This window comes from Kitasatospora cystarginea, assembly GCF_039533515.1.
GTDB classification, from domain to species: Bacteria; Actinomycetota; Actinomycetes; order Streptomycetales; family Streptomycetaceae; genus Kitasatospora; species Kitasatospora cystarginea.
The window spans coordinates 1-26517 of record NZ_BAAATR010000020.1; the positions used below are offsets into that span (position 1 = coordinate 1).

At 69.7% G+C, this 26517-nt stretch carries 28 protein-coding genes; 15 read left to right on the forward strand and 13 right to left on the reverse strand.

All coding sequences use genetic code 11. The annotated features are described in order from the left end of the window. The coding region (locus ABD369_RS21620) for an amino acid--tRNA ligase-related protein (RefSeq protein ID WP_344638134.1) at positions 1-831 on the forward strand (831 nt) is incomplete at its 5' end. A gap of 242 nt (positions 832-1073) precedes the next feature. Then, positions 1074-1934, forward strand: a complete 861-nt coding sequence (locus ABD369_RS21625) for a hypothetical protein (protein WP_344638135.1) — start codon at positions 1074-1076, stop codon at positions 1932-1934. Here ABD369_RS21625 and ABD369_RS41210 read toward each other — a convergent pair. From ABD369_RS41210 to ABD369_RS21645, 4 genes are all read right to left on the reverse strand, one after another. Next, entirely contained in the window at positions 1846-2226 is a 381-nt protein-coding gene (locus ABD369_RS41210) for an NUDIX hydrolase (RefSeq protein WP_425557714.1), read from the reverse strand. The genes ABD369_RS21625 and ABD369_RS41210 overlap by 89 nt on opposite strands. Before the next feature lie 109 nt (positions 2227-2335). Beyond that, the gene (locus ABD369_RS21635; RefSeq protein ID WP_344638136.1) at positions 2336-3190 is read right to left on the reverse strand and encodes a hypothetical protein; all 855 of its coding nucleotides are present in this window, start codon (positions 3188-3190) and stop codon (positions 2336-2338) included. Between the two features lie 129 nt (positions 3191-3319). Next, positions 3320-4033: a hypothetical protein gene (locus ABD369_RS21640; protein ID WP_344638137.1), complete on the reverse strand. Its 714-nt coding sequence runs from the start codon at positions 4031-4033 to the stop codon at positions 3320-3322. 106 nt (positions 4034-4139) lie between these two features. Next, positions 4140-4781: an aldo-keto reductase family protein gene (locus tag ABD369_RS21645; protein WP_344638138.1), complete on the reverse strand. Its 642-nt coding sequence runs from the start codon at positions 4779-4781 to the stop codon at positions 4140-4142. Here ABD369_RS21645 and ABD369_RS21650 point away from each other — a divergent pair. The 3 genes from ABD369_RS21650 (at position 4671) to ABD369_RS21660 (ending at position 8052) form a co-directional block, all read left to right on the forward strand. Continuing rightward, positions 4671-5447, forward strand: coding sequence for an NsdA family TPR-like regulatory protein (locus ABD369_RS21650; RefSeq protein ID WP_486327276.1), 777 nt, complete (start codon positions 4671-4673; stop codon positions 5445-5447). The genes ABD369_RS21645 and ABD369_RS21650 overlap by 111 nt on opposite strands. Before the next feature lie 48 nt (positions 5448-5495). After that, a complete protein-coding gene (locus tag ABD369_RS21655) occupies positions 5496-6179 on the forward strand; it encodes a RibD family protein (protein ID WP_344638140.1) in 684 nt (227 codons plus the stop codon). 208 nt (positions 6180-6387) lie between these two features. After that, the gene (locus ABD369_RS21660; RefSeq protein WP_344638269.1) at positions 6388-8052 is read left to right on the forward strand and encodes a S9 family peptidase; all 1665 of its coding nucleotides are present in this window, start codon (positions 6388-6390) and stop codon (positions 8050-8052) included. A gap of 283 nt (positions 8053-8335) precedes the next feature. Here the strand turns inward: ABD369_RS21660 and ABD369_RS21665 are convergent, their stop codons facing one another. The 5 genes from ABD369_RS21665 to ABD369_RS21685 form a co-directional block, all read right to left on the reverse strand. Continuing rightward, a complete protein-coding gene (locus ABD369_RS21665; RefSeq protein ID WP_486327272.1) occupies positions 8336-9037 on the reverse strand; it encodes an NsdA family TPR-like regulatory protein in 702 nt (233 codons plus the stop codon). Positions 9038-9145: 108 nt separating this feature from the next. Beyond that, complete coding sequence (locus ABD369_RS21670) at positions 9146-9991, reverse strand: hypothetical protein (RefSeq protein WP_344638142.1); 846 nt, start codon at positions 9989-9991, stop codon at positions 9146-9148. Continuing rightward, a complete protein-coding gene (locus ABD369_RS21675; RefSeq protein ID WP_344638143.1) occupies positions 9972-10817 on the reverse strand; it encodes an aldo/keto reductase in 846 nt (281 codons plus the stop codon). The genes ABD369_RS21670 and ABD369_RS21675 overlap by 20 nt, the downstream gene beginning before the upstream one ends. Further along, positions 10814-12004, reverse strand: coding sequence for a cupin domain-containing protein (locus tag ABD369_RS21680; RefSeq protein ID WP_344638144.1), 1191 nt, complete (start codon positions 12002-12004; stop codon positions 10814-10816). The genes ABD369_RS21675 and ABD369_RS21680 overlap by 4 nt, the downstream gene beginning before the upstream one ends. A 14-nt stretch (positions 12005-12018) precedes the next feature. Then, positions 12019-12159 carry a hypothetical protein gene (locus tag ABD369_RS21685; protein WP_344638145.1) on the reverse strand — a complete coding sequence of 47 codons (141 nt, stop codon included), beginning with the start codon at positions 12157-12159 and terminating at the stop codon, positions 12019-12021. A 252-nt stretch (positions 12160-12411) separates the two neighbouring features. Between ABD369_RS21685 and ABD369_RS21690 the strand changes: the two genes are divergently transcribed. Then, positions 12412-13449 carry an NAD-dependent epimerase/dehydratase family protein gene (locus tag ABD369_RS21690; RefSeq protein WP_344638146.1) on the forward strand — a complete coding sequence of 346 codons (1038 nt, stop codon included), beginning with the start codon at positions 12412-12414 and terminating at the stop codon, positions 13447-13449. 71 nt (positions 13450-13520) lie between these two features. Here ABD369_RS21690 and ABD369_RS21695 read toward each other — a convergent pair whose 3' ends face one another. Next, positions 13521-14846: an NsdA family TPR-like regulatory protein gene (locus ABD369_RS21695; protein WP_344638147.1), complete on the reverse strand. Its 1326-nt coding sequence runs from the start codon at positions 14844-14846 to the stop codon at positions 13521-13523. 230 nt (positions 14847-15076) lie between these two features. On the opposite strand from ABD369_RS21695, the gene ABD369_RS21700 reads away from it, so the two are divergent. The 8 genes from ABD369_RS21700 (at position 15077) to ABD369_RS21735 (ending at position 22304) form a co-directional block, all read left to right on the forward strand. After that, positions 15077-15247, forward strand: a complete 171-nt coding sequence (locus ABD369_RS21700) for a hypothetical protein (RefSeq protein WP_344638148.1) — start codon at positions 15077-15079, stop codon at positions 15245-15247. Then, complete coding sequence (locus ABD369_RS21705; RefSeq protein ID WP_344638149.1) at positions 15244-15636, forward strand: roadblock/LC7 domain-containing protein; 393 nt, start codon at positions 15244-15246, stop codon at positions 15634-15636. Before ABD369_RS21700 ends, ABD369_RS21705 begins: the two co-directional genes overlap by 4 nt. A 101-nt stretch (positions 15637-15737) precedes the next feature. Continuing rightward, positions 15738-17084 carry a Mur ligase domain-containing protein gene (locus ABD369_RS21710; protein ID WP_344638150.1) on the forward strand — a complete coding sequence of 449 codons (1347 nt, stop codon included), beginning with the start codon at positions 15738-15740 and terminating at the stop codon, positions 17082-17084. Between the two features lie 70 nt (positions 17085-17154). After that, on the forward strand, positions 17155-17679 hold the full coding sequence (locus ABD369_RS21715) for a helix-turn-helix transcriptional regulator (protein ID WP_344638151.1): 525 nt from the start codon (positions 17155-17157) through the stop codon (positions 17677-17679). Further along, positions 17679-17897 (forward strand): hypothetical protein, encoded by a 219-nt coding sequence (locus tag ABD369_RS21720; protein WP_344638152.1) that lies wholly within the window; start codon positions 17679-17681, stop codon positions 17895-17897. Before ABD369_RS21715 ends, ABD369_RS21720 begins: the two co-directional genes overlap by 1 nt. Next, complete coding sequence (locus ABD369_RS21725) at positions 17894-19519, forward strand: LuxR C-terminal-related transcriptional regulator (protein ID WP_344638153.1); 1626 nt, start codon at positions 17894-17896, stop codon at positions 19517-19519. Before ABD369_RS21720 ends, ABD369_RS21725 begins: the two co-directional genes overlap by 4 nt. A gap of 513 nt (positions 19520-20032) precedes the next feature. After that, positions 20033-21901: a glycoside hydrolase family 15 protein gene (locus ABD369_RS21730; protein ID WP_344638154.1), complete on the forward strand. Its 1869-nt coding sequence runs from the start codon at positions 20033-20035 to the stop codon at positions 21899-21901. Between the two features lie 268 nt (positions 21902-22169). Then, positions 22170-22304 (forward strand): hypothetical protein, encoded by a 135-nt coding sequence (locus ABD369_RS21735; protein WP_344638155.1) that lies wholly within the window; start codon positions 22170-22172, stop codon positions 22302-22304. 168 nt (positions 22305-22472) lie between these two features. Here ABD369_RS21735 and ABD369_RS21740 read toward each other — a convergent pair whose 3' ends face one another. Then, positions 22473-22904 carry an NUDIX hydrolase gene (locus tag ABD369_RS21740; protein WP_344638156.1) on the reverse strand — a complete coding sequence of 144 codons (432 nt, stop codon included), beginning with the start codon at positions 22902-22904 and terminating at the stop codon, positions 22473-22475. A gap of 485 nt (positions 22905-23389) precedes the next feature. Here ABD369_RS21740 and ABD369_RS21745 point away from each other — a divergent pair, with 485 nt between their 5' ends. Continuing rightward, positions 23390-24151: an SGNH/GDSL hydrolase family protein gene (locus ABD369_RS21745; protein WP_344638157.1), complete on the forward strand. Its 762-nt coding sequence runs from the start codon at positions 23390-23392 to the stop codon at positions 24149-24151. Positions 24152-24385: 234 nt separating this feature from the next. On the opposite strand, the gene ABD369_RS21750 is transcribed toward ABD369_RS21745, so the two are convergent. Then, positions 24386-25156 (reverse strand): methyltransferase, encoded by a 771-nt coding sequence (locus ABD369_RS21750; RefSeq protein ID WP_344638158.1) that lies wholly within the window; start codon positions 25154-25156, stop codon positions 24386-24388. Between the two features lie 94 nt (positions 25157-25250). Next, positions 25251-26495: an NsdA family TPR-like regulatory protein gene (locus ABD369_RS21755; protein WP_344638159.1), complete on the reverse strand. Its 1245-nt coding sequence runs from the start codon at positions 26493-26495 to the stop codon at positions 25251-25253. Between the last annotated feature and the right edge of the window lie 22 nt (positions 26496-26517).

Genomic DNA, 26517 nt, shown 5'->3' on the forward strand with positions numbered 1-26517 from the left:
GTGAGTTGCCTACGCGTCACACACAGCGTCCTACCGGATTCCGCCTTCGGGCGGGCACGAAACCGCAATATTGATCACGACATCACACAGGCCCTAGCGCAGTCCCCGCAGTTCTTCAAACAGGCCATGGTCGGGGTCTTTGAGCGCGTCTACGAGACAGGCCCTGTGTTCCGGGCCGAGCCGCACGACACTGCCCGGCACCTGGCGCAGTACACGAGTCTGGACGCCGAACTGGGCTTCATCGCCGACCACCGCGAGGTGATGGCCGTGGTGCGTGAGGCGGTCGCGGGGATGGTGGAGTCAGTGGCCGCTCGCGCCGCGCAGGCGGTGGAGCTGCTGGCAGTGAAGCTGCCAGTGGTGCCGGCAGAGATTCCACAGGTCCATTTTTCGGAGGCCATGCGGATGCTGGGGACGGACGAGCCGGACCTTGCTCCAGCACATGAGCGGTGGCTCAGCGAGTGGGCGCTTCGGGAGCACGGGAGTGAGTTCCTGTTCGTCGTCGGGTACCCCATGAAGAAGCGGCCGTTCTACACGCACCCGGAGCCCGGAAGGCCCGAGTACTCCAACAGCTTCGACCTGCTGTTCCGTGGGCTGGAGCTGGTCACGGGCGGACAGCGGCTTCACCGTCATGGGGACTACCTGGCGGCGCTCGCGGCGCGTGGGGAGTCCGCGGAGCCCTACGCGAGCTACCTCCAGGCGTTCGCGCACGGGATGCCACCGCATGGTGGGTTCGCCCTGGGGCTTGAGCGGTGGACGGCCCGGCTTACGGAGGCCGACAACATCCGCCGTACGACGCTATTTCCCCGGGACCTGCACCGCCTGACTCCCTGAACAACGCGCAGGGCGCCCACCCGGACGACGTGCTGACCAGGTGGGCGCCTTGTGCGGTCTCGGCTTCGGTTTTGATGGCTGCGCAGTCAGGCGTGCCGTAGTAGAGGGTTGACCTGCTCGGCAGGGCTGCTGCCTGCCGCGTCAGGTCCGTTAGCTTGGCGACGGTGGCGGACCCAGCATCGAGTTCGACGACTCGATGGGAGCGGGCCTACGCACGGTGTCCCGCTGCTACGGTCGAAGGTATGTCGTTCTCGATGTCCTCCGATCGCGCTGTCGATTTGCGGATTGAATCGGTTGGTGAGGTTCTTGATCGTGTCGAGCGCTCTCTTGAAACTCGCTTAGACCGGGACACAGTGGTGCGTAAGCGCCGTTCTGTCGGGGCCCGCACGGGCCGCGGTACATGGGTACGGATCGAACGGCGAGCGCTCGACAAGATCGGAGGCCAGGGTTGGAACGGCACCGAGTGCGCCGCAGTTCTGGAAGGCATCGCGAAGCCCGCATGGTGCGCGGGCGCCGCCTGGCGGGATCTGGACGAGGCCGTGATGTGGCGAGCCGACGAGACCGGCCTCCTGCCTGGGAAGCCGGTCGGCACTAGCGTGCTGGCCACCGATCCCCGGCTGCCCGACACATGGTGGCAGGCGCTGAACTCCTCGCTGGACGCCCTCGCTTCTCACCACACGACACGCATTGCCACCCCGGACACCGTGGCCATCACCCAGGCTGGGGTCTCCGAGGCCATCCGTACGGCCTTTCCCGGAAACTTCGACACAGACATCACGCACTGGGTGCCAGCCCATGCCGATCTGAACTGGGCCAATGTGACCGGTGATCCACAGTTTTGCCTGTTCGATTGGGAAGACTGGGGGAACGCTCCTCGGGGCCTGGACGCCGCGCGACTCTGGGGCAATTCGCTTGCCGTCCCCGCGCTGGCCGACCGCGTGCGCCGAGAGCGGCGCCACGATCTGGAGAGCCGGGACGGCAGGCTGATGACGTTGCTCGTCTGCGCCGAAATCATCAGTCCTGGCACCCATCCCGAAGACCCCCGGCTCGATCCGGCCCGACGTGAAGCGGCACGGATCTTGGGGGAGCTTGAGGCAGGTTGACGGCGCCCCAGACGCAGAGGAGCCGCCGGTACTCGAGAACCGCGGTATCGCCTACCTCGTAGCCGCCGCGCTCCGGCTTGCCAGGCTCCGAGCCCGTCCTTGCCTGTGGGTTCATCGAGATGAAGCGGGCCTCGAAGACGTGCCGCACTCCGAGGCTGCCGTCCAGCGAGTCGGTGACGAGACGCACCAGCCGAATGTCGCGGACAATGCCAGGCAGCTCCTCGAAGACCTCCCGGTGCAGCGCTGCTTCCACGTCGGCATCCGTCTCCTCGACGCCGCCGCCAACCGTCACCCAGTAGGGAGCCTGTCCCGGCCTGATTCCGCTTGATCAGGAGCAGCTGGTCGCCACTGAGCAAGATCACTCGCGTGCTGCGTCTCACGATCTCCGGGATGTTGGCGCCTCACTTGGCGAATTCGGCCGCAGCGAGCACCGGCGGCTCAACACCGGTCAGTTCACGAGCGCGGTCGGCAAGCAGTGGCGCGAGTTCGGGGTACCAGCCACGGGCGACGGCTTGGAGCATCTCGGCCAGCGCGGCGAGTTCGCCGATCCGGCCAGCAGGAGTGTCGAGCACCGGAGCGAACTCGGACCGGATGCGCGCCGCGATGTCAGGGAGGAGCAGGCTGTTGGCGTGGAACAGGCCCGGGTCGAAGCCGACGGGCACCAGGCCCCAGCGCTCCCAATCGAGGATCATGAGCGGCGGGCCCGTCAGGTTGCCCCAGTGCAGGTCACCGTGACCCGTGACGCGCTCGATCGCCGTCGGCGCGGGAACGCCGAGGAACTGCGGGAAGGCCCTCTCGATCCAGGAGTCCCGCACGGTGCTCCGCGCTCCGTCCGCGTGCCCCTGCCAGCTGAGGGCGGTGCGCAGGGCGTTCCACCAATCGTCGGGCAGGTCGGGGTCACGTGCGAGGTCGGGGCGCCCTGGTGAAACGACGGGGTGGGGAACGTAATCGACCACGTCTGCCTGGTAGGCGTGGGCCTCCTCTGGCCAGTCGAGGACATCGTGAAGCCGCGGCCTTGGGATGTCATCCGAGAGCAGGGCAGCAGCTCCCGCGATGCCCTCGCCAGCGGGTCTGGCCGCGTTGGCTGACGTCGTGGACGCGACGCGCAGCCACCGGTCGCCGGCGCGCTGGCCGATGGTGCAGCCGAGGAACCCCCACACCGGGGCGCCTGTGCAGGTGAGCCCGAGGAGTGCAGCTGCCGTGGCGTGGGCGGCCTCCATTCGGACCCGGGTTGCCTCATCCGCTGGCCAGTACATGGATCACGCTCCTGAGTCGTTCGGCATCCAGCCGGGGTCGGGCACCGGCCACGCGCGATGGTTTGGGAACAGTCCTGCTATTACGACATCGAAGCCAGTGGTACCTGCCGCAGTCGACACGATCACCCCTCACTCTGCGAGTAGATGGCCCAGCCGGTGACGTAGCGGTGCCTCCAGTTCGAGGTTGTCTCCTCGTGTCGCGGTCTGCAACAGCTCGGTGATGACCACGAGTTCGGCGAATCGTCCTGCTGGGGTGTCGAGTAAATTCCCGAGGTGGCGGCGTACCTCGGCTGCGGTCTCGGGCACACGAAGGCTGTAGGCGTGCAGCAGGGCCGCGTCGTAGCCAGCGGGCGCGCGGCCCCAACCTTCCCAGTCGAGGATCGCGAACGCGGGGGCGGTGAGGTTGGCCCAGTGCAGGTCGCCGTGGGCCGTCGACCAGGCGGGGACCGTGGTGTCGATGGAGACGCCGAGGTATTGCGGCATGGCCCGGTCCAGGTATTCCTGGCGGACCGCCACGCGTTCTGTCGGTACGTCGGCGATGGCGTCAACGGCGGTGCTGAGTCCCGACCACCACTTGTGATCGAGATCAGGGGCTGTCCGGAGGATGGGTTCCACGGTGGTGACTGTTCGATCGGCGACCTTGTCATACAGCTCCGCCAGGTAGCCGTAGTCTCCTTCGGTCCAGGTGCGCCGATCGCGCAGGCGGGGGCGGGGGACCGCAGGAGGGATGAAGCGCTCCGCCTCCTGCGGTCCTTCCCAGAGCTTGCCGCCCGCCTTGTCGGCCGGAGCGCACACCAGCCGGAGCCAGCCCGCGCCGAGCGGCGTGGAGACCGGACGGCTCAAGGTGCGTCCTCGCCACCCCCATGCCTCGTCAGGCCCGACCGGAGTGGAGCGGAGAGCGACTGCCGCCGCCGCGTGCGTCTCGCGCATGCGTTTGGCAGTGTCGGGCTCAGGTTCCGAGAACATCCGTGATCCTTCGCAACGTTTCCTGGGACAGCGGCGGCCGACCGACCACGTCGGCAGCCTGCCTCCAGTGTTCCGGGTTCCCCGTCGACAGGAGGACACGACGCACACCTGGAGCTGATGCAACAACTGCCAAGGCAGATTGGACTGGTGTGCTGCCGGGGCTGATCAGGTCGGACAGCTCTTGAGTGATCATGCCGGGGATCTCGCCGCCGTGCAGCGGGGCGGAGGCGAAGACCTCCAGCTCGGCCTCGATCGCGTCGACCAGGACGCCGTGGCCGTCGAGCGCGTGCGCGACGGGCGCCAGATGGACCACCGAGATAGGGAGCTGGATGGCCCGCAGGTGGTGCTGCGGGCCACCGGCCTTGGAAGCGAGTTCGAGAAGAGTCGCTACATCGAGAAGTCCGCTGCTGAAGCCGCGCCACGTCGCGACGCCGTAAGCGCTGATCGTCCCATTGCTGCACGCCTCCTCCAGAGCGAGGAACGCGTCGGGACTGCGCAGGAGCACGTCCGGCTGATCCAGCACCTTCGCGGTGAGGCGACCGGTCGCGACCGGCGGGATCTTCTGCAAGTCCAGGCCGAGTACGCAGAATTCTGCAGCTGGCTGTACCAGGACAGCGGCGATCACGCAGCCGCCCAGTACTGGGCGGACCGAGCCGTAGATTGGTCAAGTGCCGCCGGGAATCAGGATTTGACCGTCTACGTCATGGCGCGGAAGTCGCAGCTCGCCGGCGACATGAAGGACTCTCTCGATGCCGTCGATCTCGCCGAGTCCGCCCAGCGGTTGGCCCGCCCGGGCAGCCGGCTCAGCGCGATGAGCGCGGTCTACGGCGCGCACGGCCATGCCCTCCTCGGCGACGAGATGGCATCACAACGTGCCTATGATCAGGCACTTTTGCTGGTCAGCAGGCCACCGGATGCAGAAGTGGGCCGCGGACGCTGGCTCGATGCGGCCTATGTGGAGGCTCAGCAGGCGCGGTCGCTGTCCCTGCTAGGCCGTCATCACGCGGCCGTAATCGGATTCGAGCGAGCCATCGGTGCCTTGCCAGCCTCCTACCGCCGAGACCGCGGCGTCTATCTCGCCCGTTCGGCCGTCGCACAGCTCCATGCCGGCGGCCCCGAGCAGGCCGCCGTTACTGCCTCGGAGGCCCTGTCGATTGCCACGGTCACCGGATCGGCGCGGATCTTCGGCGAGTTGGCCGCACTCGACGCCCTGCTGCAGCCGTGGCGCAGTGTTCCCGAAGTGGCCGATTTCCAGCAGTCTCTCGACAGCGTCATGCTCCGTGAAGTCTGATCACCAGTGGACTTCTTCTCGCCTCAATCCAAGAGAACGGACCGCACGATGGCCGACCGCCCATTCGTCCTGCTGAGCGTTGCCACCTCCGTCGACGGCCACATCGACGACACCTCCCCGCAGCGGCTGCTCCTGTCGAACGCCGAAGACTTCGACCGAGTCGACCAGGTCCGCGCCGAGTCGGACGCCATCCTCATCGGCGGCAACACCCTGCGCAGCGACAACCCCCGGCTGCTGGTCAACAGCGAGAAGCGCCGGGCCGACCGCGTAGCGGCCGGCAAGCCCGAGTACCCGCTCAAGGTCACAATCTCCGCCAGCGGCAACCTGGACCGGGATCTCAAGTTCTGGCACTTCGGCGACAAGAAGGTCGTCTATACCACCGACACCGCCGCCCCGAAGCTCCGCGAGACCCTGGACGGCCTCGCCGATGTCGTCAGCACGGGCCCGACCGTGGACTTCGGTGCGCTGCTCGACGACCTTGCCACCCGCGGCGCCGAGCGGCTCATGGTCGAGGGTGGCGGACAGATCCACACCCAGTTCCTGTCCCAGGGCCTGGCCGACGAGATCCACCTCGCCATCGCGCCCCTGCTCGTCGGCGACTCCGCCGCGCCGCGCTTCATTCACCCTGCCGACTACCCGGGCGGCAGCACCCGGCGAATGAAGCTGATCGACGCCCGGACGGTCGGGGATGTCGTCCTCCTGCGTTACGCCCCTAAGGAGAGCGGCGCCTGAGCTTTCCCCGCAGCAACAGAGAGCTGGCGAAGCCGCCGGGTAGCCTTCGAAGCCTTGGACATCGACGGGCCGAGGGGATCGGATGACCGGCGAGGAGAGCGGGCCGCTTCCGGCAGGGTGGGTGGCTCGCAAGCAGGTTTCGCATGATGAACTGCTCGCTTCGGGCAGTGCGTTGTGGTGGATCCAGTCCGATCCCGACTTGGGTGGGGTGCGCCGGCTGATGCGCGCGGGCCTCGGTACCGAGGCCCGCGCGCAGACACCGCCCGGCGTGTCCGTAGGTGGGCAACTCCACGCCTACGGCGGAGGCGACTTCGCGGTGGCTGCGGACACCCAGTGGGTGGTCGGAGACGACAGCAAGGTCTACCGGATTCAGGCAGGGTCGGAGCCGGTGCTGGTTGTTGCCGCCGACGACGGCTTCCAGTACGGCGACCTGCACCATGCTGCGAACGTCCTGCTCGCCGTTCGGGGCACCGATGCGGGAGACGAGATCGTCGAGATCGCAGAAGACGGCTGCGATGTCCGGGTCCTGGTCAGCTCCTCTGGTTTCCTCGCGGCACCGCGACTCCGCGACCGTGCGCTCGCGTATCTGGAGTGGGATGCCGACAGGATGCCGTGGGACTCCTCCCGGCTCCGTGTGATCGACTCGTTGCCCGGCCGGCCGGGCGCAGGCCGAGTGGTGGCCGGCGCCGACCAGGAGGCCGTCGTTCAACCGCTGTGGGGACCAGATGGGCTGCTGTACTTCATGTCCGACCGCACGGGGTGGTGGAACCTCTACCGCTGGACAGGCGGCTCTGTGGAGCCGGTCGCACCAATGGAGGCCGACTGCGCACCCGCTCCGTGGGAGGGCGGCTACCAGTCGTACACCTTCACCTCGTCCGGCGAGGTCCTGTTGACCGTCCACGACGGCATCCGCACAGAACTAGTGAGCGTCAACCGCAACGGCGCGCTGATCCGGCGCGCCACCAACCTGACGTCGATGAAGCCCTACGTCGCCGCGCTCGGCGAACAGGCGTTCATCATCGGATCGACCCCGACAAGCCGCCCGTCCGTACGCGCGGTCGACCTAAGCGAACCCAGGCAACCCGCGCTTCCGATCACCGGTGACTCAAAAGGCGAAGGGACCGCTGGGCCACCCGCATCGCCCCCGGCGGTGCGGACAGTCCGAACCGACCGCTCCTCCGTCCGCTACTTGCTCCACGTACCGGACGGTGGGCTGCCTGCTCCGCTGATCGTCCGCGCGCACCCTGGCCCTACCGACGACGTCCCGCTCCGCCTCGACTGGAGTGTTCAGTTCTTCGTCAGCCGGGGCTTCGCCGTGGCCGAGGTAGCGTACCGAGGCAGCACGGGGCAAGGTCGAGCCTTCCGTCAATCCCTGCACGGGCATTGGGGCGAGTACGACGTCGAGGACTGCGCAGCCGTCGCCTACCACCTTCTGGAGAGCGGCGACACGCTGCCGAAGGCCGTCTTCATCACCGGTGCAAGCGCCGGCGGGTACACCGCGCTGCATGCCGCGTGCCGTACGGATCCATTCACCGCAGCGACCGCGACTTCGGCCATCATCGACCCCGCGCGATGGGAGAAGGCCGTCCCGCGCTTTCAACGCCCACACGCCGCGATCCTGGCCGGACCGGCCGGAGAGATCCGCGCGGAGGCTGTCCGCCGGCCGGTCCTGCTGATCCACGGGACCGCTGACGAGATCGCCGCCGCTGACGACGCCCAGCGACTCGCGGAGGGCCTCGAAGCTCTCGGCCGCCCCTACGAGACCCTGTTTCTGGACAGCGTCGGCCACTACCTCTCAGCCCCGGCCGCGCTGGAGCAGGCTCTGCTGGCCGAGCTGGGCTTCTACGAGAGGCTCATGCGCCGCGAGCCATAGCCGTCGCAGCCTGGTCCGCTGCGGGGAGAACGTGCCGCGTGTACTCACGCAGGTCCGCCACCGCGGTGTAGTCGGCGTGGGCGTCGAGGCCCGCGAGAAGGCCAGCGACTCGCTGGACACAGCGCCCAGACGAGGTCCGAGCCGCGTAGCTGACGGCATCGTGGCCCGCCGCGCACGCCTGGTCGAGGTCGCCTGTTCGAAGCCAGGTCGAGGCGAGCAGGGCGGCGTCGATAGCCAAGCGACGGACCTTGTCGCGTCCCACCCCCTCGAGGGCATCAGAGAGTTAGCTTCGGGCGGCCGGGGATCGTCCGAGGTCGTGCAGGCAGTGCGCGACCTCATCCGCCAGGTAGGCGGGCGTGAAGTACTTGATCCATGCGGGCTCGTCCCCCGGCGACGAGGAGTCGAGCAATGACTCCGCCTGCAAGATCAGGGCACTGGCTTCCTGTTCCTGGCCCATCCGGGCGTGCGCGCGGGCTCGAACCGCAGTGATGGCAGCGCGGGTGGCCGGACTCGTGGTGGTGCCGACTGCGGCGCTGGCGGACTCCGCCCAGCGAAGGGCTGTGCGCGGCTGCTCACAATGCAAGGCGAGGTGGCCCAGGTTAACCGCAACGAGGTACGCCCCGTATGCGCGATCATCTGTCGCGGCGGTCAGGGTCAGCGCCCGCTGGTAGTAGGACTGCGCCAGAGCGGGGCTTCCGGTGTCGACGGCTTGGTAGCCGGCCAGTTCGAGGAAGCCGGTGGCCACGCGGGCTCGGGCGTTCACTGCATCGTCGCTCGCCGCAGGTCGTGAGAGAAGGACCGCGAGTTCGGTGTCGATATAGGTCGTCACCTGAGCGGCGAACGGGCCGGCCCCGTGGGTGTGGTCCAGCTGGCGGAACATTCCGAGCAGGCTCTCGGCGACCGACACCTCGTCTGTGGTAACCCACAACCGGCTGTCCATCAGCAACGGTGTAGCAGACGGACGACTGGCCACCCAGTCCGCCACCTGCGCTTCCGCACCACGCTGGCTCGGTCGAGTGCTGTGCCAAGACGCTGCTCAACGCGGTCGACGATGTGGTCGACCAGCTCAGTTCGCAGGTCCACCGCGCGATTATCAGGTACGGAGTTCGTCACGGTCGCTCAACGGCGGGTCGATCCCCAGGTTTCGTGCAGCTTGTGCAAGCAGAGGGGCCATGTCCTCATAGAAGCCGCGGTCGACCGCTTGGAGCATCTCGGCGAGGGCCACCAGTTTGCCGATCCGGCCAGCAGGCGTATCCAGCACGTCCGAGAACTGCACAAGGATGTGGTCCGCGACGGCGGGGACGTGGAGGCTGCTGACCCACAGGACCGCAGGGTCGTAGCCGACCGGCACCAGGCCCCAACGTTCCCAGTCGAGGATCTTGAGCGGCTCGGAGGTCAGGTTGGCCCACTGGAGATCACCGTGCCCGGTGATCCGCTCGATTTCGGCTGGGGCCGGGATACCGAGGTACTTCGGGAAGACCTCTTCGACCCATGTCTGGCGCAGAGTGATCTTCGTGCTCGGTGCTTCCGCGATACCGGCCAGCGCGTTCCGCAGCCCGGTCCACCAGCCGTCGTCCAGGCCGGGGTCATCGCGGAGGTCCGGGGTCGAGGAGACCGCGGAACCTACCAGGTCGAAGACGTCGGCCTGGTAGAACCAGCCGGCCTCCGTCCAGTCCACGGTGTCGTGGAGCCGGGGGCGCGGGACGGATGCGGGTACGAGCTGTTCAGCGCCGAGGGCGCCCTGGCCGGTCGGCCGGGGCGCCCGGAGGCGGCTACTTCTGGAGACCCGGAGCCAGACGTTCTCGGCCCGGCGGCCGACAGTGGTTCCGGAGGTGCCGAAGACCTGCGGTCCAGTGCACACCAGGCCGAGGAATCCGGCGGCCTTCTTGTGCGCTGCCGTCAGGTCGTGCCGGGTGTCGTCATCCGGCTGAAAGGACATCGAGCACCGTCCTGAGTCGTGCGTCGGGGATCGGCTGGGCGAGAGCGTCCCGGGCATCCTCCCAGTGCTGGAGGGTGCTGGTCGAGGTGAGGACGACGTCCAGAGCGGGGCAGGCACCGATCAGCTGGAACGCTGCGGTGTGCGGGGTCGATCCCGGCTGGATGAGGTTCACCAGTTCAGGTGTCATCAGGCCCGGCAGTTCACCGCCGTGCAGGGGTGCGGACGCGAACGTCACGATCCCGGCGTCGCGCGCGTGGACGAGCGGTCCGGCTCCGTCGAGGGCCTGGGCGATCGGCTCGGCCATGACGAGGCTGACCGGCAGCTGTACGCCAGCGAGGTGGTGGTTCGCCGACCCGGCCGCTTCGCCGGCCAGCGCGATCAGTTCGGCGACTGTGAACGCCTGCGTGGTGAAGCCGGCCCAGGTGGCGACGCCGTAGCCCCCGATGCGACCGGCCTGCGCGAACTCCTCCAGCACGGCGAACGCGGCACGGAGGTTGTGATGCAGTTGCTGCCGGTCATGGTTGGACCGTTCGGGGTTGTGGACGAAGACGATGTCGGCACGACCGAGGGCGGCGAGCGATTCCTCCGTCTGGGCGCGGACGTTCACGGGGGCAATGCTGTGGCGGCCGTCCGGGTAGAAGCCGGTCTTCGTCGTCACCTTGGCCGTCGGGTGCTCGGCGAGAACCGGGGCCAGGTCGCAGTGTGCCCGGCCGTGGGCGTAGTTGGGGGCGGTGTCGATCCACTTCGCCCCGGCCGTGAGAGCGGTGCGCGCCGCTTCGCCTACGGCGCGCACCCGGTAGGTCCCCAGGCCGAGAACGGAGCTCACCGGCTGGCCCTGACGACGGCGAGGGCCTGGCCCTGGACGAGGACGGTCAAGACACCAGCCACATCCTTGACCTCCAAGCCAGCGGCTTCGGCGAGTTGCCCGATGCTGACCGGGTCCCCGGTCAGCAGAGCTTGCAGAACGGGCGCGGCGCGCTCGGAGAAGTCCCACGCGGTTCCGGCGGCGGACAGGGTGACGGTCCCGGCGGCCGGGTTGCTCGCGATGTCGGCGCGCGGTGCGGTGATCCGCACCGCGATGTCCCTCTCCGCGGGGAGGGCGTCCACGTAGGGCAGGGACGGAGCCGGTCGGCCGAAGTGGGTGGTACCGGAGGACCAAGCCCAGCGGTCGATCAGGTCGGGGTCCGACAGCGCGGTGAGCACCGCGCTCCGCAGATCGGCCAGGTAGGCGGATTTATCGTCCGTTCCGGCGTGAAGCGGTACGTCCTTCCGGACGGCGGGGCTCTCGTGGAGTTCGTCCACCAGCCAGCCGAGAAGAGTGGCGCCGGTCTGGGCCACGAGCCCAAACGTGAGGTGCAGCGACTCGCTGCCCTGGTCAGCGGTGACGCGGTGCCACCATCCGCGCGGCAGATACAGGACATCGCCCGGGTGGAGGACGAAGTCCGCGACCGGCTCGCCCTCGGGGTCCTCCGGGGAGTCCACGTCGCGGAAGGTCGGGGCCTGCCTGGTCGGCTCCCACAGCCGCCAGCGCTTCGCCCCGTACTGCTGGACCACGACCACATCATGATCGTCCCAATGCCGGCCGAAGCCCTCCTGCTCAGTCCAAGAAGCGTAGGCGTTGGTCTGCACCGGCGTGCCGATGAAGCGCTCCAGCGCTTCGGCGGCGGTGCGGATCGACGGATGGATCTCGTCGATCGCGTCCACCACGAGCGAGGCGCCTTCGGCGAGCCGGGCGTGGAGCTGGGCGGGGTGCAGCCGGTTCCAGGTCACCCCACGCCGGTTGGTCGCGGGGGTCGAGTACCGGCCGACGGGGACGGTCTGCCCGTCCTGCGAAAGCCGCAGCCGGGGCGGCTCGATGCGGTGGGTGGCGAGAATGGTGTTCAGATCGTCCCAGGACAAGAGGGGAGCGGTGTCCGCCCCCTCAGCGGGGATCACGGCGTAGGAGCGGTGGAGCGCCTGGGTGAGGAACTGGTCCCCACCCAGGCGCACCGCCCACGAGGCGGTCTCAGGCATCGTGGGCGTCCTGCTCAGGTGTCGTTCTGGTCGGACTTGCCGCCAGTGTTGTCGGACGGCACGTCGGCCCGCGAACGCGCGGCCCGGATGCCACGGACGGCGACCAGCAGGCCGCCCTCCTCCTCCGGCTGGACCGGGGGTGCGGTGCTCTCCATCGGATCTCCTCTCCCCTTGGCGCTGCCCGGCCTTCCGGGGAATCGGAAGGGATCGCAGCGACTGAGCGCCCCAGTCTTCCGAGCAGTCCATGTCGGGGCCACGTCGTCCACCTGTCATCTCGGGAGCCGATTCGCACAGAGGTGTCATCGGGGTGTCATCTTCGCCACGATCACGCCCACGACGTGCGGCTTCTCGGTCGCCCCGGAGCGAAGGGGTGGCCATTGGGCAGCGGGCTGGGCAGGATTCCGGGCATGGACATCTTGGTGATCGGCGGGGGTTGGTTTCTGGGCAAGGCCGTCGTCGAGGAGGCGCTGGCGCGCGGCTGGGCAGTGACGACCTTCAACCGAGGGCGGTCCGGTGTGATGGTGCCCGGCGTACGGCAGGTGTTCGGTGACCGGACCTCGGTCGAGGATCTCGCCCGGTTGGCAGCGCAAGGCCCGTGGGATGCGGTGATCGACACGTCAGCTGCGGAGCAGCCGCCGAAGGTCGTGCTCGCGGGGGCAAAGGCGCTGGAAGGCACCACCGAGCGCTATGTCTACGTCTCGACGGTGTCGGTGTACGCCGGGTGGCCGGACCATCCGCTCAAGGTGGGTGATCCGTTGATGGACGGGCCGGCCGACGCCGATCGCAAGTACGGCAGGAACCCCGAGGGCTGGCGGGGGCCCAATCTGCACTATGGGAGGCAGAAGGCCGGCGGCGAGCGCGCGGTGGTCGAGACGTTCGGGGCGGAGCGGTCCTGGCTGGTTCGCCCCGGCGTGATCCTCGGTCCCCGCGAGTATGTTGGTCGGCTTCCGTGGTGGCTTCGGCGAGCCGAGCGCGGCGGTCAGATCCTGGCGCCCGGGTCTGCGAGCAAGAGCATCCAGCCGGTCGATGTCCGCGATGTCGCGCGCTTCGCCGTCGATCTCGCTGAACGGCCCGGTGGGGGCGTCTACAACGCCACCGCGCCGATTGGCCGGGACACGATGGGCAGTTTTCTGGGGGCCTGTCTCGCGATGGCGGGTGGCCGGGGCGAGCTGCGGTGGGTGCCGGATGAGGTGCTGCTGGAGCATGGCGTCCGGCAGTGGACGGAAGTGCCGCTGTGGCGGACGGGCGAGGGCGTCTGGCAGGTCAACTCCGAACCGGCGTACGCGGCCGGGTTCACCTGCCGTCCCTTGGAGGAGACGGTGCGGGACACATGGGAGTGGCTCCAGGCCGGCAACGTGCCGGTTCCGCACCCGCGGGCAGCCGCTCTCGGCATCGAGGCGGACCGCGAACGGACGATCCTGGCGGCTGTCGGCTCTCTGCGCTGAACAGGATCCAACGGACTGGGGCGGACTCGCACAAGCGCGGGTCCGCCCCAGTCCGTTGCGGCTGTGTTGTCCTACTCGATGACCAGCCGCGCGGCGGTGCCGCCGAGCTGTCTCGGGGCCGCGACTCGGGTGTACTCCTCCAGCGCCTCTCGAAGGGCGGCAGCGACCGGCGAGGTCCGGACAGGCTCGGTGGTGAGCAGTCTGCCGACGTGGACGACCCGCTCGACCAGGCCGTTAGCGCGCCGGTCGGGTGCGAGCACTGCGATGGGCTTCAGGACTTCGGCCGCTTCTTCGATTTCGCCGCCGAGGATCAACGCCGCTGCGAGGTCCGTGCGAGCCTCGGCGTCGATCCTGGAAATCCTCTGCCCAGCGGGCAGGCTGGCTTGCAGCTCCAGCACCCGCCGGGTGTGCTCCCGCGCGCGGGAGCCATCGCGCAGGAGCACGAACGTGGTGCCGTGAGAGCGGGCGAGCCGCTCGGGACCGTGGAGGAACTCTCCGGCCACCTCGTCATGGAGGCCGTCTCGTTCGAAGGTGTCGACGTCGAGGAAGCGCTCGACCGCCGCCGCGGCCCGCCGCTGGTCGCCGAGGTGCCCGTAGGCCCTGGCCTCGATTGCAGCGATGCGTGCTTGGCCGGCTGTGCCAACACCGGGGAAGGACTGCGCCTGACGGATGAAGCGGATCGCCTCACCTGGGCGCCCTTCCCAGTAGGCGAGCATGCCGAGCGTGCCAGCAGCGAAGGCGGCCAGCGGGGTGAAGCGGGTGACTTCGGCGTACATGCCTGCGGAACGGGCAAGTCGGTTGGCCTCACCGAGGGAGCCGAGGCCGAAGGCTGCCAAGGCCAGCAGCGCCGTCGTCTGACCGATCGCGATCAGCAACTGCTGCTTCTGCTCGGGGATGTGGGTGCGATCCAGAAGTCCTTCGGCGTTCGTCCGAAGCTGCCGGGCTTCGCGGAGCACGTCGAACGGTGGCCGGCTGTTGTAGGTACGGGCGAGTTGGCGAACGTCTTCCTGGACCTGTTCTATGGACAGGTCTGAGAGGAAGGCGGACGCTACGGAAGCGGCGTGGTCTGATGCTTCGCGTGCGGTCATCGCGAGTTCTCTTTCGAGGTCTTGCCGGGATACTGCCGTCGGGTCTCCCTCACGCGGCGGCGCCAGGAGTTCGGCGATCGTCCTGTCGAACATGTGCTGGATCGTCTGGGAGAACACGGAGGTCGGTCGGCTCACCGTCCCGGCGACCCAGCGCCTGAAAGTCGCCTCCGACATATCCAGGTTGCGGAAGCGTGGGTCTTTGAGGGTGCGCGCCAGCTCGTTCCCGGCGTTTCTGAGTTCCCTGTGGAAGTCCGGGAATTCCCATCCCGCCTTCTCGATCAGGGCACCCAGTAACGTCTTACTCGCCATGTCGCACGCCTCCGCCCCCGTGGTCTCGACCTGGCCCGGCCGCCGCCTGTGCGGGGAGAGCCTGGTCTAGCAATACCCGACAAGGGCGTTTCTCACTGCGGTATCTGACGAGATGACACCCCGGTGACGTGGTGATGACTCGGTGAGCGGTCAGATGACACCCAGCTGTTGTGGCGCTGCTTCAGCCAGGGCACGACAGTGGGTGGCCGATCAACGGATCACAGTGCGAAGTGACTCGGCTTCTTCTCACCCGCGTGCTCGGCATCCGGCCGCACCTGGCCGCCCTACCGGCGGTCTCGGCGCTGGGCGGTGACCCCGTGATCGCCGTGCTGGACGACGCTTGGCCGTCCCCTGCGCCGTCTTCCACCGCCACCCACCGACTGGCCAAGGAGCAACCGTGAAGCCCCACCCGCACCTCCCGGTCCTGCGCGATCTGGTCACCGATATCCCCGGTGCCGTCGCCGCCATCCACGTCAGCCCCGAGGGCCTCGTCGCGGGCACCTCCCCCGGAATCGCCCGCGACGAGGCCGACAAGTGGGCCGCCGTGATGGCGGCGCTTGGTGCCGTGAGCGCCAGGAGCGTCGGCATCGTCGGCGCTCATACGTCCGGTGAGTGCCCGTGGGGCCACAGCGTGATCGAGGACCAGTACGGCCAAACCCTCACGCTGGTCGGCGCGCCCGACCAGTCGATGCTCGCCGTGGTCGGTGCCAAGGACGCGGACCTGGGCAAGATCGTGGGCCGGATGATCGAACTTGCGGACCAGGCCCTCACCGCGGCGGCGCCGGTGTGAGCGCGACACCGGCCGGGACCGCCGGCCAGGTCCGCCCGCGCCCGCTGCCGCTGCCCGACGTCCTGGTGGCCCCTCACTTCCCTGACCCGCACAGTCCCGGCATGACCGGCCTCGCGTCCTACCTCGCCCGGCGCGGCGCCCGGGTGACGATCGCACCGCAGCAGGACGGCCGCCGCACCGAGCTGCTCCAGCGGCTCGACCGCACCGGGGCCGTGCTGCATCCCGTGGTCCCGGGCACGACGACCTCGCTGGTCTGGGGCGGGGACAACGCGGCGGTGCCGGAGATCCTGGATCTCGCGACCGGCCGGGGCCTGCCGAGCCTGGGCCACTCCCGGGCGGTCGAGCTGCTGGCCGGCACGGCGCCCACCGTCGTGGCCGTCGCGGGCAGCCACAGCACCGCGATGGCCGCCGCCGCCCTGACGTGCGCGCTGACCGTGCGTGACCCGGGCTGGATTCTCACCGCCGCCCCGTGCGGCGACGCGCCCGGCTATGACGGCAGCGGCGAGGTCCTGGTGGTGGATCTGTGTCCCGATACCGCGCTCCACGAGGCCGCCCCGCCCGGCTGGCGTCACCGCGCCCTGGGAGCGGGACTGCGCCCGGCGGTCACCCTGGTCACCGCCGTGGACGTCGCGCCCCCGGCGTTCGCGACCCGCGAGGAGGCGCTGGACGAGACCGAGGCCCTCGCCCGTCGCAGCGAAAGCGTGGTGGTGTGGGCCGGTCAGCCGGGCTGCGACGAGCTGCTGGAGCGCCTGCGCCGGGCACCGGGCCCCCGGGTGGTGACGGTGGGTCGGGGCGAGGGCGTGGACGTGGCTGTCCTCGGGCTGCTGTGGAGCGGTGAGGACCACCGCCTCACCATCGAGGCCGGCGGCGAGCGGTCCACCGTCACCGTGCCCGTCACGGGCACCCGGTCCGCGCTCGGCGTCGCCGCGGCGTTCGCGGCCGGCTGGGCGCTCGGTGTGTCCCCGGCGGACCTGGCCGACGGGCTTGGGGCGTTCCCGGGGGTCGAGCGGTCGCTGAGCCGCCTGGGCACGGTCGGCGGCGTCACCGTGATGGAGTCCCGTGCCCAGCACCCGGAGGAGATCGCCGCCGATCTCCAGGGCGCCCGGATGCTCACCGAGGGCGCCGTGGTCGCGGTGTACGAGCCGGTCGGCCACCAGCGCACCGTCGCACTCGCCCATCGGATCAGCGAAGCCCTGACCGCCGCCGACCACACGGTGCTGCTTCCCGTCCACTCGACCCCTGCCCGCTCCCAGCGCCACGACGACGGTGCCGAAGCCCTCGCGCGCGCCGGCTCCGGCGGCACGCTCGTGATCCCCGAGCCCGGACCGTGCCAGCCCAGCCCGGAGACCCTGGCCGCCTCCCTCGCCCACCGCGGCGACCTGATCCTCACCATCGGCCCCGACGCCGCCCGCCGGATCGGCCCCCGGCTGCTGGCCGCGCTTGACTAGCCCCGGCCCGCCCAGTAGCGGCCCGCCGACATTCCCGCTTTCACCCGATCTCTTCACGAGGAGCTTCGCCATGCCCGCTGCCCTGCCCGACAAGCCGGACCTGTCCGACGCCGAGGTCCTGCTGCTGCGCCAGGTGGCCGGTGGTCACCTGAACGCGGCGGTCAGCCGCGCCACCGGCATCGCCGAGGCGGCCGTCGGCCCCGCCATCACGGCGCTGACGTTCAAACTCGGCACGCCGCACCGCCACCGCGCCGCCGCCCTCGGCGTCGGCTGGGGGTGGGTACGGGTTGAGGACGTGCCCGTGTCCAACCCCACCAGCCTGCCGCTGCCCCTCCGTCAGCAAGAGGTGCTCGCCGGCCTGGTCGCCGGAGAGGAGCCAAAGGCGACCGCCGAGCGGCTCGGCCTCTCCGAGAAGACGGTTCGCACCTACATCCAGAAGATCCTTCGCACCCTCGGGGTTCGCTCCCGGCAGCAGGCGGCGGCCCTCGCCGTCCTCTCCGGCATCGTGTCGCTGAGCATCTTGGGCGACGGCTGGCCGGACACCACGCTCGGCAAGGCCGACGATCCGGCCGCGCAGCTGGCCGGGGTGAGCTGATGTCGCGCGGCACCCAGCTCTTGGCCGGCTCGCTCGCCGGGATGGCCTGCCTGCTGCTGGCGCTGGCGGCCGGTGCGACGACAGCGGCGGCGGTCCACCACGAGCACGTGGTACACGGACCCGTGGTGCTGGTCAGCACTACCGACGCCTTCGGCACGGTGCTGCTGCTCGCGGCCCGCCTGCTGGGCTCCGGCCTCGCGAGGGGAGGGGACCGGTGAGCGCCCGCGCTGCGCCGGGGAGGCTGACCGCACAGCAGGCGGCCGTCCTGGACCGGGTCGGCACGGGGATGAGCAACCGTGAGATCGCCGCCGCCCTCGCCCTGGGGCCAGACACCGTCAAGCGGTACCTGGCGCAGGCGTTCGTCCGCCTGGACGTGGCGGACCGGATCGCTGCCTTCGTGCGGGCCTGGCAGTCGGACCAGGTCCCACACACGCAACCGGTGACCGAGCCCCCGGCCCTGAGCGACGAGCAGACCCTGATCCTGCGGATCTGGGCGGCCGGCGGCGGAAAGCCGCACACCGCCCGCGCGCTCCGCGTCTCCCCGAGCACCGCGAACCGCCGCGAACAGGACATGCTCAACGCCCTCGGAACTTGCCACCGGGTGGTCGCCGTGCGCACCGCCCTTGAGCACCGGCTGATCGACCCCGACGGCGAGAGCCTGGCCGTCCTGTGCACCACACCCACGGCGGCCGATCCGGGCCAGGGCCGCACCCTCCGACTCCAGGAAGGCGAGACGAGCGATGCCGCACTCCGCACCGCCCGAGCCCACCCGACGCCCGGCCCCGACTCCGCGCCGGCGGGCCGCTTCGAGGAAGCCCTCTGCTCCGTCTCCGGAGTGATCGTGCACCTGGGCGCCCTGGCCGGAGTCGCGCCCGCGCCCAGCCTGCCGGAGATCCTGCTGGGCGCGGCCCCCCGCGACAAGACGCCGGCTGTCGTACTCCTGGTCCACCAGGCGCTGGCGCTCGGAGTGCCGTGCGCCCTGGTTATCCCGCCCGGAGCCGCCGATCCGGTCAAGGCTGTGATTTCGGCGGGCCTGGCCCGCGCCTGGTCGGGCGCCATCCGACAGGGGGCCACCAACCCCGGCAGCGCGTACGTGGTAGCAGCCCACCAGCTCGGCACGGTCCCCGACCAGTGCGTGGTGGTGTGCACCGGCGACCAAGCCCCGATCGCTGCGGAGGCTGGCCCCCGGCGGGTCCTGACCACCGCGACCGCCCCCGTCCGGACAGTGCCCCGCCGCCACCCGCTGCCCGCGATCACCGCGCGGGACCGGCAACTCGCTGAGCTGACCGCGCGGGGCTACGACGCCACCCAGATCGCCGAACGGCTCACCGTCGGCGAGCACCTGGTCCTCACCGAGCTGGCCGCGCTCCGACACCGCTTCGCGGCAGCGGACGACACCCAGCTCGTCGCCCGTCTGATCAGCGCCGAGCTGATCGACACCCGGCACCTGCGCGCCGAACTACCCGACCGCTACCTCGAACTCGACCAGGCGGAACGCGCCGTTCTCGCCCTGATGTGCGTGGGTGCGCTCCACCCGGACGGCGTGCACGCGGCCGGCCTCACCTGGCGTGAGGCCCACGCCGCTGAGGCCCGCGCCGTCCAGACGCTCTCCCCACGTCGCAGCCGCACCCACGCCGTAGCCGTCGCTCTGGTCACCGGCGCCGTCACCCTGCCCATCCCGCCACCCAGCACCCCTCCGGAACCCGAGATGCCTACTGCCGCACTGCCCAGTCGTCCACGCACGCCACCGTCCCGGCCGCCAGGTGGCCGCCTGGCACCTCACACGCACACCTGCCCGACAACCAGGAGCACGCCCACCCCCGCAGCCGCAGCTCGGTGAGGCCCGCCGCCACCGACGTTCTGCAGCACGAGCGGGCACCTTCGCTCCCGGCCCCGGGTAGCGGGCCGGTCGTCCTGCTCACTGGAGCGGCCACCGGACGCCCGAACTGGCAGAGCCAAGCCGTGCGGCTACTCGCCCAGGGCGGCTTCGCCGGGCCCGTGCTCGACCCCTTCGTGCCCGGTGACACCGACCTGCCATGGCGCACCGGCTGGCTCGACCGGGCGGAGGGGGCGGCCGATGTGTTGCTGTCCTGGCTTCCGCTGGGCCCGTGGCCGGTGGTCCGGGCGTACCGCGCCTACCTTGCCGACCACCTGCGCCCGCCGGTTGTCGTCGGCTGCCCGGCCGGTCCGGGCTGGCAGGCCACCACCCGGCTGCCTGGCGATGGACGTGCCCGGCCTGCCGGTGCACTCCACTCTCGACGCCACCGCGAACGCCGCTCTTGGCCAGGTCGCCGCCCGCACACGCCCGCGCCGCTGAGACCACCGCGTCCCTTTCTCACGTCAGGACAACCGGATGACCGTCTCCACCCCGCCGATCGAATCACTCGCCCCGATCGGCAACGGCCGCACCGCCGCGATCATCGACCGCACCGGCTCGATCGGCTGGCTGAGCCTGCCCGACTTCGACCAGCCGTCCGTCTTCGCCGACCTGCTCGGCAACCGCCGCCACGGCTTCTGGTCCCTGGCCCCCGTCGAAGCCCGGTCAGCCCCCGCCGGCTATCGCGCGTACCGGCCGGGCTCCCTCGTCCTCGACCAGGTCTGGGAGCTGCCGAGCGGAACCTTGCAGGTCACCGACTTCATGCCCGCCAGCCAGGACCCGTGCGCCCAGGTGATTCGCATCGCGCAGTGCCTCGACGGGCAGGTAACCGTCTCCTCCCGGCTCCTGCTCGCCCCCGGCTACGGTCTGGCCCGCGCCGTTCTGCGCAGAGTCGACGGCGAGGCGGGCACGCCGAGGTTCGCCGCCGAGCACCAGCGCGCCACGCTGTGGCTGGACGGCCCCGCGCACGCCACCGGCCGGCGCGGCCCCGCCACCAGTGACACCGTCCTGTCCGCAGGGCAGAAGGTGTCGTTCGCCCTGACGTGGCAGCAGCCCGGCGAAGCGGTGCCGCTGGTGCCCGACGCCGAGCGAGCGCTGGCCGACACCCTCGTGGAATGGGAGGACTGGAGCTCCCGATGCACCTACACCGGCCCCGACCGCGAAGCCGTCCTCTCTTCCGCGGCCTTCCTGGGCTCTCTCATCCACGTGCCCACCGGCGGCATCGTCGCCGCCGTCACCACCTCCCTCCCCGAGGAGATCGGCGGCGAACGGAACTGGGACTACCGGTACTGCTGGCTTCGGGACTCCGCGCTCACCGTCAGAGAACTGGTGCGCGCCGGCTCCTACCTCTCCCCGGTGCGGGCCTGGCGAAGCTGGCTGGTTGACACGATCGGCGACCCCGCGACCGTGCGCATCATGTACCGGCTGAACGGCGACAGTGACCTCACCGAGACCCCTCTCAGCCACCTGCCCGGGTACCAGGGCTCCCGGCCGGTGCGGATCGGCAACGGCGCGGCTGGCCAACTCCAGCTCGACGTCTTCGGGTACGTAGCGGACGCCCTGCTGGCCGCCGAGGACGCCGGCCTGGAGCCCGACCCCGACGCCGACGCCCTCCTGCTCGGCCTGGCCGACGTCGTCGCCGCCAACTGGGGCCAGCCTGACCAAGGCATCTGGGAGATGCGTGGCCCGGAACGGCACTTCACCTCCTCCAAGGTGATGGCATGGGTGGCGATCGACCGCACCCTCGCGCTGCTGGAGCGCCGCCCGAACACTGACGCGCCGACCCTGGCAGGCCTTCGCTCGCTCGCGTCCGCCATCCATGCGGACATCCTGGCCCACGGCTTCGACGCCGGACGCAACACCTTCGTGCAGTACTACGGCGGCCAGGAGTTGGACGCCTCGCTGCTGCTCCTCCCGCAGGTCGGCTTCCTGCCGCTGGACGACAAGCGGACGATCGGCACCGTCGAAGCCGTTCAGCGTGAACTGGCCACCTACGACGGACTCGTGCTGCGCTACCGCACGCACCAGGGGGCCGAGGACAACGTCGACGGCCTACGCGGCCACGAAGGCGCCTTCCTCGCCTGCTCGTTCTGGCTGGTCACCGCCCTGGCCCTCATCGGCCGGGACAACGAGGCCCGCGAACGCATGGACGCGCTGCTTGCCCTGCGCTCCGACGTCGGAGTCCTGGCTGAGGAGTACGACCCGAGCAGCGGTCGCCAACTCGGCAACACCCCCCAGGGCTTGAGCCACCTCGCGCTGATCAACGCCGCCTGTGCGCTCGCCCCCACCGCGGCCCCGACGCTAGCCCTCCCGCGCCAGCGCGCCAGCGCCGTCAGCTCTCGCTGACCACGGAACGCCCGCAGCTCCGACCGACTCGGCCCCGCGGCGGGCCCCACCCAGACCACTGCCCGGCGACGTGAACCCGGTGCTCCGCACCCGGAGCCGTGGCCGGCAGCCAGCACTCACATGAAGGAGACAACGATCGAGTGGGAAGACGCTGCTCGTCGGCAGCTTCAACCTGGAGCACGACGGCTACTCGTCCGACGGGCGCGGCGGCGGGAACCTCGATCGGTTCTACGCCGCTCACGAGGAACTCGCGAAGTACCCATTCGCCGTGCCCTTCCGCCAGGAGCTGACACACTCGCGCCAGCAGGGCGGCCAGCTGCTGTTCGAGGCGGAGCGGATGGTGTGGCGCAGGGCGCCGATGTCGGTGATCGTGCGCGAGCCGGTTTCGATGCGGGAGACGTAGCTGGTGGAGCAGCCGAGGAGGTCGGCGAATTCCTGTTTGCGGCAGACCGTGGAGTTCGCGGTAGAGCTGGAGGATCTCGGGCAGGGCGCGGCGACGCAGGATGTCTTGGGCTCTGGAGGTGGTCCAGTGCCAGCGGATGCCGCCGTGGGGATCGATCCGGGCCACCGGTCAGGTGCAGTCGTGCAGTTCGTACCAGCGGGCGATGGAGTCCTTGTAACCCTGCGGCATGTGCAGGCCGGGCACCTCGTCGCGGTGGAAGAGGCCGGCTTCCTTGTGCTCGTGGCTGACGATCGGGGGTCGGTGCGCGTCGGTGGCGGTGCAGCCGTAGGTGACGATGAAGACCTTGCGGCCGGGGATCGGCTCGTACATCCATGCGTCCAGCAGCGGGCCGGCGGTCGCCGTCCATCCGCTCTCTTCCTGGATCTCCGTGACCACCCGTTCCTCGGGTGTCTCCGTCCCCTCCAGCTTCCCGCCGGGCAGCTCCCATTCCTGGCGCTCGTTCTTCAGTAGCAGCACCCGTTGCTGCGGGTCGAGCACGACGCCCTTGATAGAGATCGGGAAAGCCGTTGGCACGTAGGGCTGTTCTGTCTGTCCGGTCATCGCTTCTTCCGGGGCGCGTGGGCGGGCACGGGCCTGTCGAAGGTAGCAGTCCGCCTCTTCTGCGCCCTGGGCACCCGCGGCCGAGGTATTCGCCGAACTGATCACGGACTACCTGAACATCTGACGGACCCGGCCACACGAGGGCGGGGCGCGCGGCGAGCCGCGCATCCCGCCTTTACCAGTGTCGGGTAGAGGAGTGCGGGGCCCTAAAGGAGCGGCGCGACGGTCGGGGTCTAATTGTCGGGGACGGGGCCCGGATCGTCGGTCCAGTAGGTGAATGAGGAGTTCATATCGGGGCGGCCCGGCCCAGAGACACGGTCACCACCCTTTGTCGCTCGCCCTCTGGACAGGCTCGACGGTCAGGCCGCTCCCCGTCCGCAGGGGCGATGTGAGCTGACTGTCCGACACGTCCATCTCGCAGCCGGTAACGTTGAAGGCGAGCCTCTGGCCATCATCCGCGTCGAGCGAACAGGACCGATTCCGCGATGACCAGTGCCACTGATCTGACTGTCGGCTTCTTCGGCACGTCGATCATGGAGCACCTCGAGGCATACAACACGCAGATGACCAATCAGGCCAACCTGCCCAAGGCTGGCACCATGGTCACCGTCGAGGGATGGCACCAGCGCGGCTGGGTCCACCGGCTCGCGCTGTCACTGCGCGCCGCCCGTCCGCATGTCACCTTCGACATTCGCAACCACGGTCAGGGCGGCGCCACAAGCCGTGACATCGCCAGCATCGTCGAAACCGACCGGGCCACCACCGGCACCGACTACGACCTGGTCTTCCTCGGCTGCGGCATCAACGACGTCTGGCGCCGCTACCAAGGCCGGCTGGCCGAGGCGGTCGACATCGACGAGTACAGCCGTCACCTCACCACCATGTTGAAGCAGCTGAGCGGATACTCCCGGCAGGTCGTCGTAGTCAGCGAGACCCCGTTCGGGCCGGTCGAGGCCCCGGGAACCGTCGTGGAGATGAACGTCGAGCTGGTCCGTTACAACAAGGCCGCCCGAGCTGCGGCCGACGTGTGCGGCGCGCTGTTCCTTGACGTGTGGACTCCAGTCGCCGCGGCCGCTCGTCACCTGCCTGCCGACGACGCCACAGCGGGGGTTTGGAACGACGGCGTCCACCTCAGCGAACTGGGCGACACCATCCTCCTCCAGGAGGCCGAACGCTTCCTCGCTGACCGACGAGTCATCGAGCAACTCGTCGACCATCCCCGTTCGGAGCGCGACCGTGCGCTCTAGGTTTACGGTCCGGTGATCGCCCGGAATCGGCCCGACGTTGCCTGACCACTGTCGGGGTGCTGGCGCTGGCCTGCCGACGCGGGCGGGCCGTGTGCACATCCGGGCGCTCGCCGCAGCGTTACGACTGCCCGCACCGGTCGGCAGCGGCGGCCGTGGCCGGAGGCATACCCGCCGAGAGACCGCCGGCCGTGCTCTGAACTGCTGCCGAGGCACAGGTCGCCCTGGCAAGCGGTGCTAGGCATGACGGGACACCAGATGGAACAGGCGCGCGACATCCCTGTAGGGCGAACGGCTGCCCGCCACCCATTCCAGGTCCAGCCATGCAGAGAAGTCTTCGCCTGGCGGTGTGTCGCCCAGGTGGTCGGTGAACACCCGGACGCCATACCACTGCACTGTCTCCAGCCCCTGTTCCCTCAGGCAGCGCTCGATGTCCGTCCGTCGGTGAGCCCGACTTTCTACGCCGAGCTTGCCGAGCTCCGACCGCCGGTTGATCACGTCCAAGGCCTCCTGCGGAGACCCTTCGAGAGCGGGGCGCATGGCCAACGCGTCGGCGTTCTTGGCCAAGATGGAAACTAGGCCGCCGCCCTTGCGAGCGCAGCGGCCGAGGCTGGCGACCAATGCCCCAGCGTCCTGGAGGTACATCAGGACGCCATGGCACAGGACGGCATCCCAATTGTCGCCGACCAGTTCCTGGGCGTCCTCGCCCCGTCCCTCAATCAGGTCCAGCGTGCCGGCGGCGGTCGCTCGCTCCCGTTTCCAGCGTGCCGCAGCGTGCTCCAGCATTGCCGGATCCGGGTCGAGAACTGTCACCGCTCGTCCCCGCGCGGCAAGGCGCAGCGCCTGGATGCCGGTGCCGCCGCCGACATCGAGAACGCGCAGCGGGCCGGGTGGCAAGTGGGTGTCGAGGGCGCGGGCCACCAACGCTTGGCGCAAGGCGCCCCGAAGGGTGGTTGCGTGGTGGATGTAGTCGGTTGAGAGACTGCCGCCGACCCAGCTGTTCTTCACGGGACGAGGGTAGCCAGTCGGTCTGTGCGGCGATCTGATGACACGGCCCACGCCGTTGCCCTCCCTTGTCGAGGGGGAGGGCGACGACGGTGGCCTACGACAGGGTGGCTCGCAGGGGGTCTGCGGACCGGTGAGCTCGGGCGCTCAGGATCTCAAGGACGGCGGTGAGGTGGTCGGCGGTCGGGCGACTCGGGATCGCCTGGTTGATCTGTGCTGCGTCCAGGGCGAGCTTGGCTGCCCGGTCGAGTTCGCCAGCACGCGCGGTCGCGTGAGCGCAGGAGGCCATGACGAGGGCGTCCTCTCGGCTCGAGGTCTGAGGAGCTGCCAGAAGTGCCTTCGTGACGGCGTCGTCCAGGGCAGGGTGGTTGAGGAAGCTGTACACCGAGACCGCTCGGGCGTGCAGCCGGCCTTCGGTGAAGAACTTGGTCCACAATTGGTCTGTGTCCGGGTGGGCCTCCTCGTAGCGGGCGTAGGCCCGTTCCAGGGACATGAGTGCACGCTCGCGTTGGCCGGTGGATGCCGCGTGTTCGGCCTCGAGTGCCGCCAGCCAGGCGGCGGCGGTGGCCAGACCTGGACCGCCCTTTGTGTGGTGCTGGGCGTCGGCGAGGATGTCGGCTGCCTTGCGCGGCGTGAGGGCGTAGGACATGTCGGCCATGACATTCGCCAGGAGCGGTGGGTGGCCGGCCTCCCGGGCTGCGTACCGGGCGACTTCGTAGTAGCTGAACGCCTCCGCGTTGCCTCCGAGTTCGAAGGCTGTGTACCCCGCCAGCGCCGCTGTGCCGGCCGCCTGGAGCGCGATTTCCGCTCGGTGATCGCCAGCGACTGAGAGCAGGGAGGTCAAGTAGTCGAGGTGCGAGTGGACGGGTGCCGTCAGCATGCCTGCCGGGTAGATCTGGCCGAGGGCATGCAGCTCGGTGGTTCGGCTCGCGGCGTCTTCGACGGTGCCCTCGTCTACTTGAGGAGGGATCAATGCTGCGGAGAGTCGGCCCCAGGGTTGGGCGGCCGCGCCGGTGGCAAGGTCCTTGGCGTCGGCGCCGAGTGTGCGGTCACCGGTCTGAGCGTTCTCCGTCATGGCTTCTGTGAGTCTCCGGTAGCGTCGGCTGGCTTCCACCGCACGGCGAATCTCGCCGATGGGGATGTCGTACCCGGCGGACAGCAGCGGGTACCAGAGTGGCTGAGGCAATCGCCGTTCGGTCTCCCAGCGCTTCAGGTTCTCCGGATCGAAATGCCCATCCCTCTTGTAGCCGGTCAGGTGCTCGGCCTGTTGAACTCGTGAACGGCCTGTCGCCTTTCGGGCCGCATGGAGAAGGTTCCCGATCCCGTCGGGGCTGATGGTCACAGCCACCCCCTGTGAGTACATA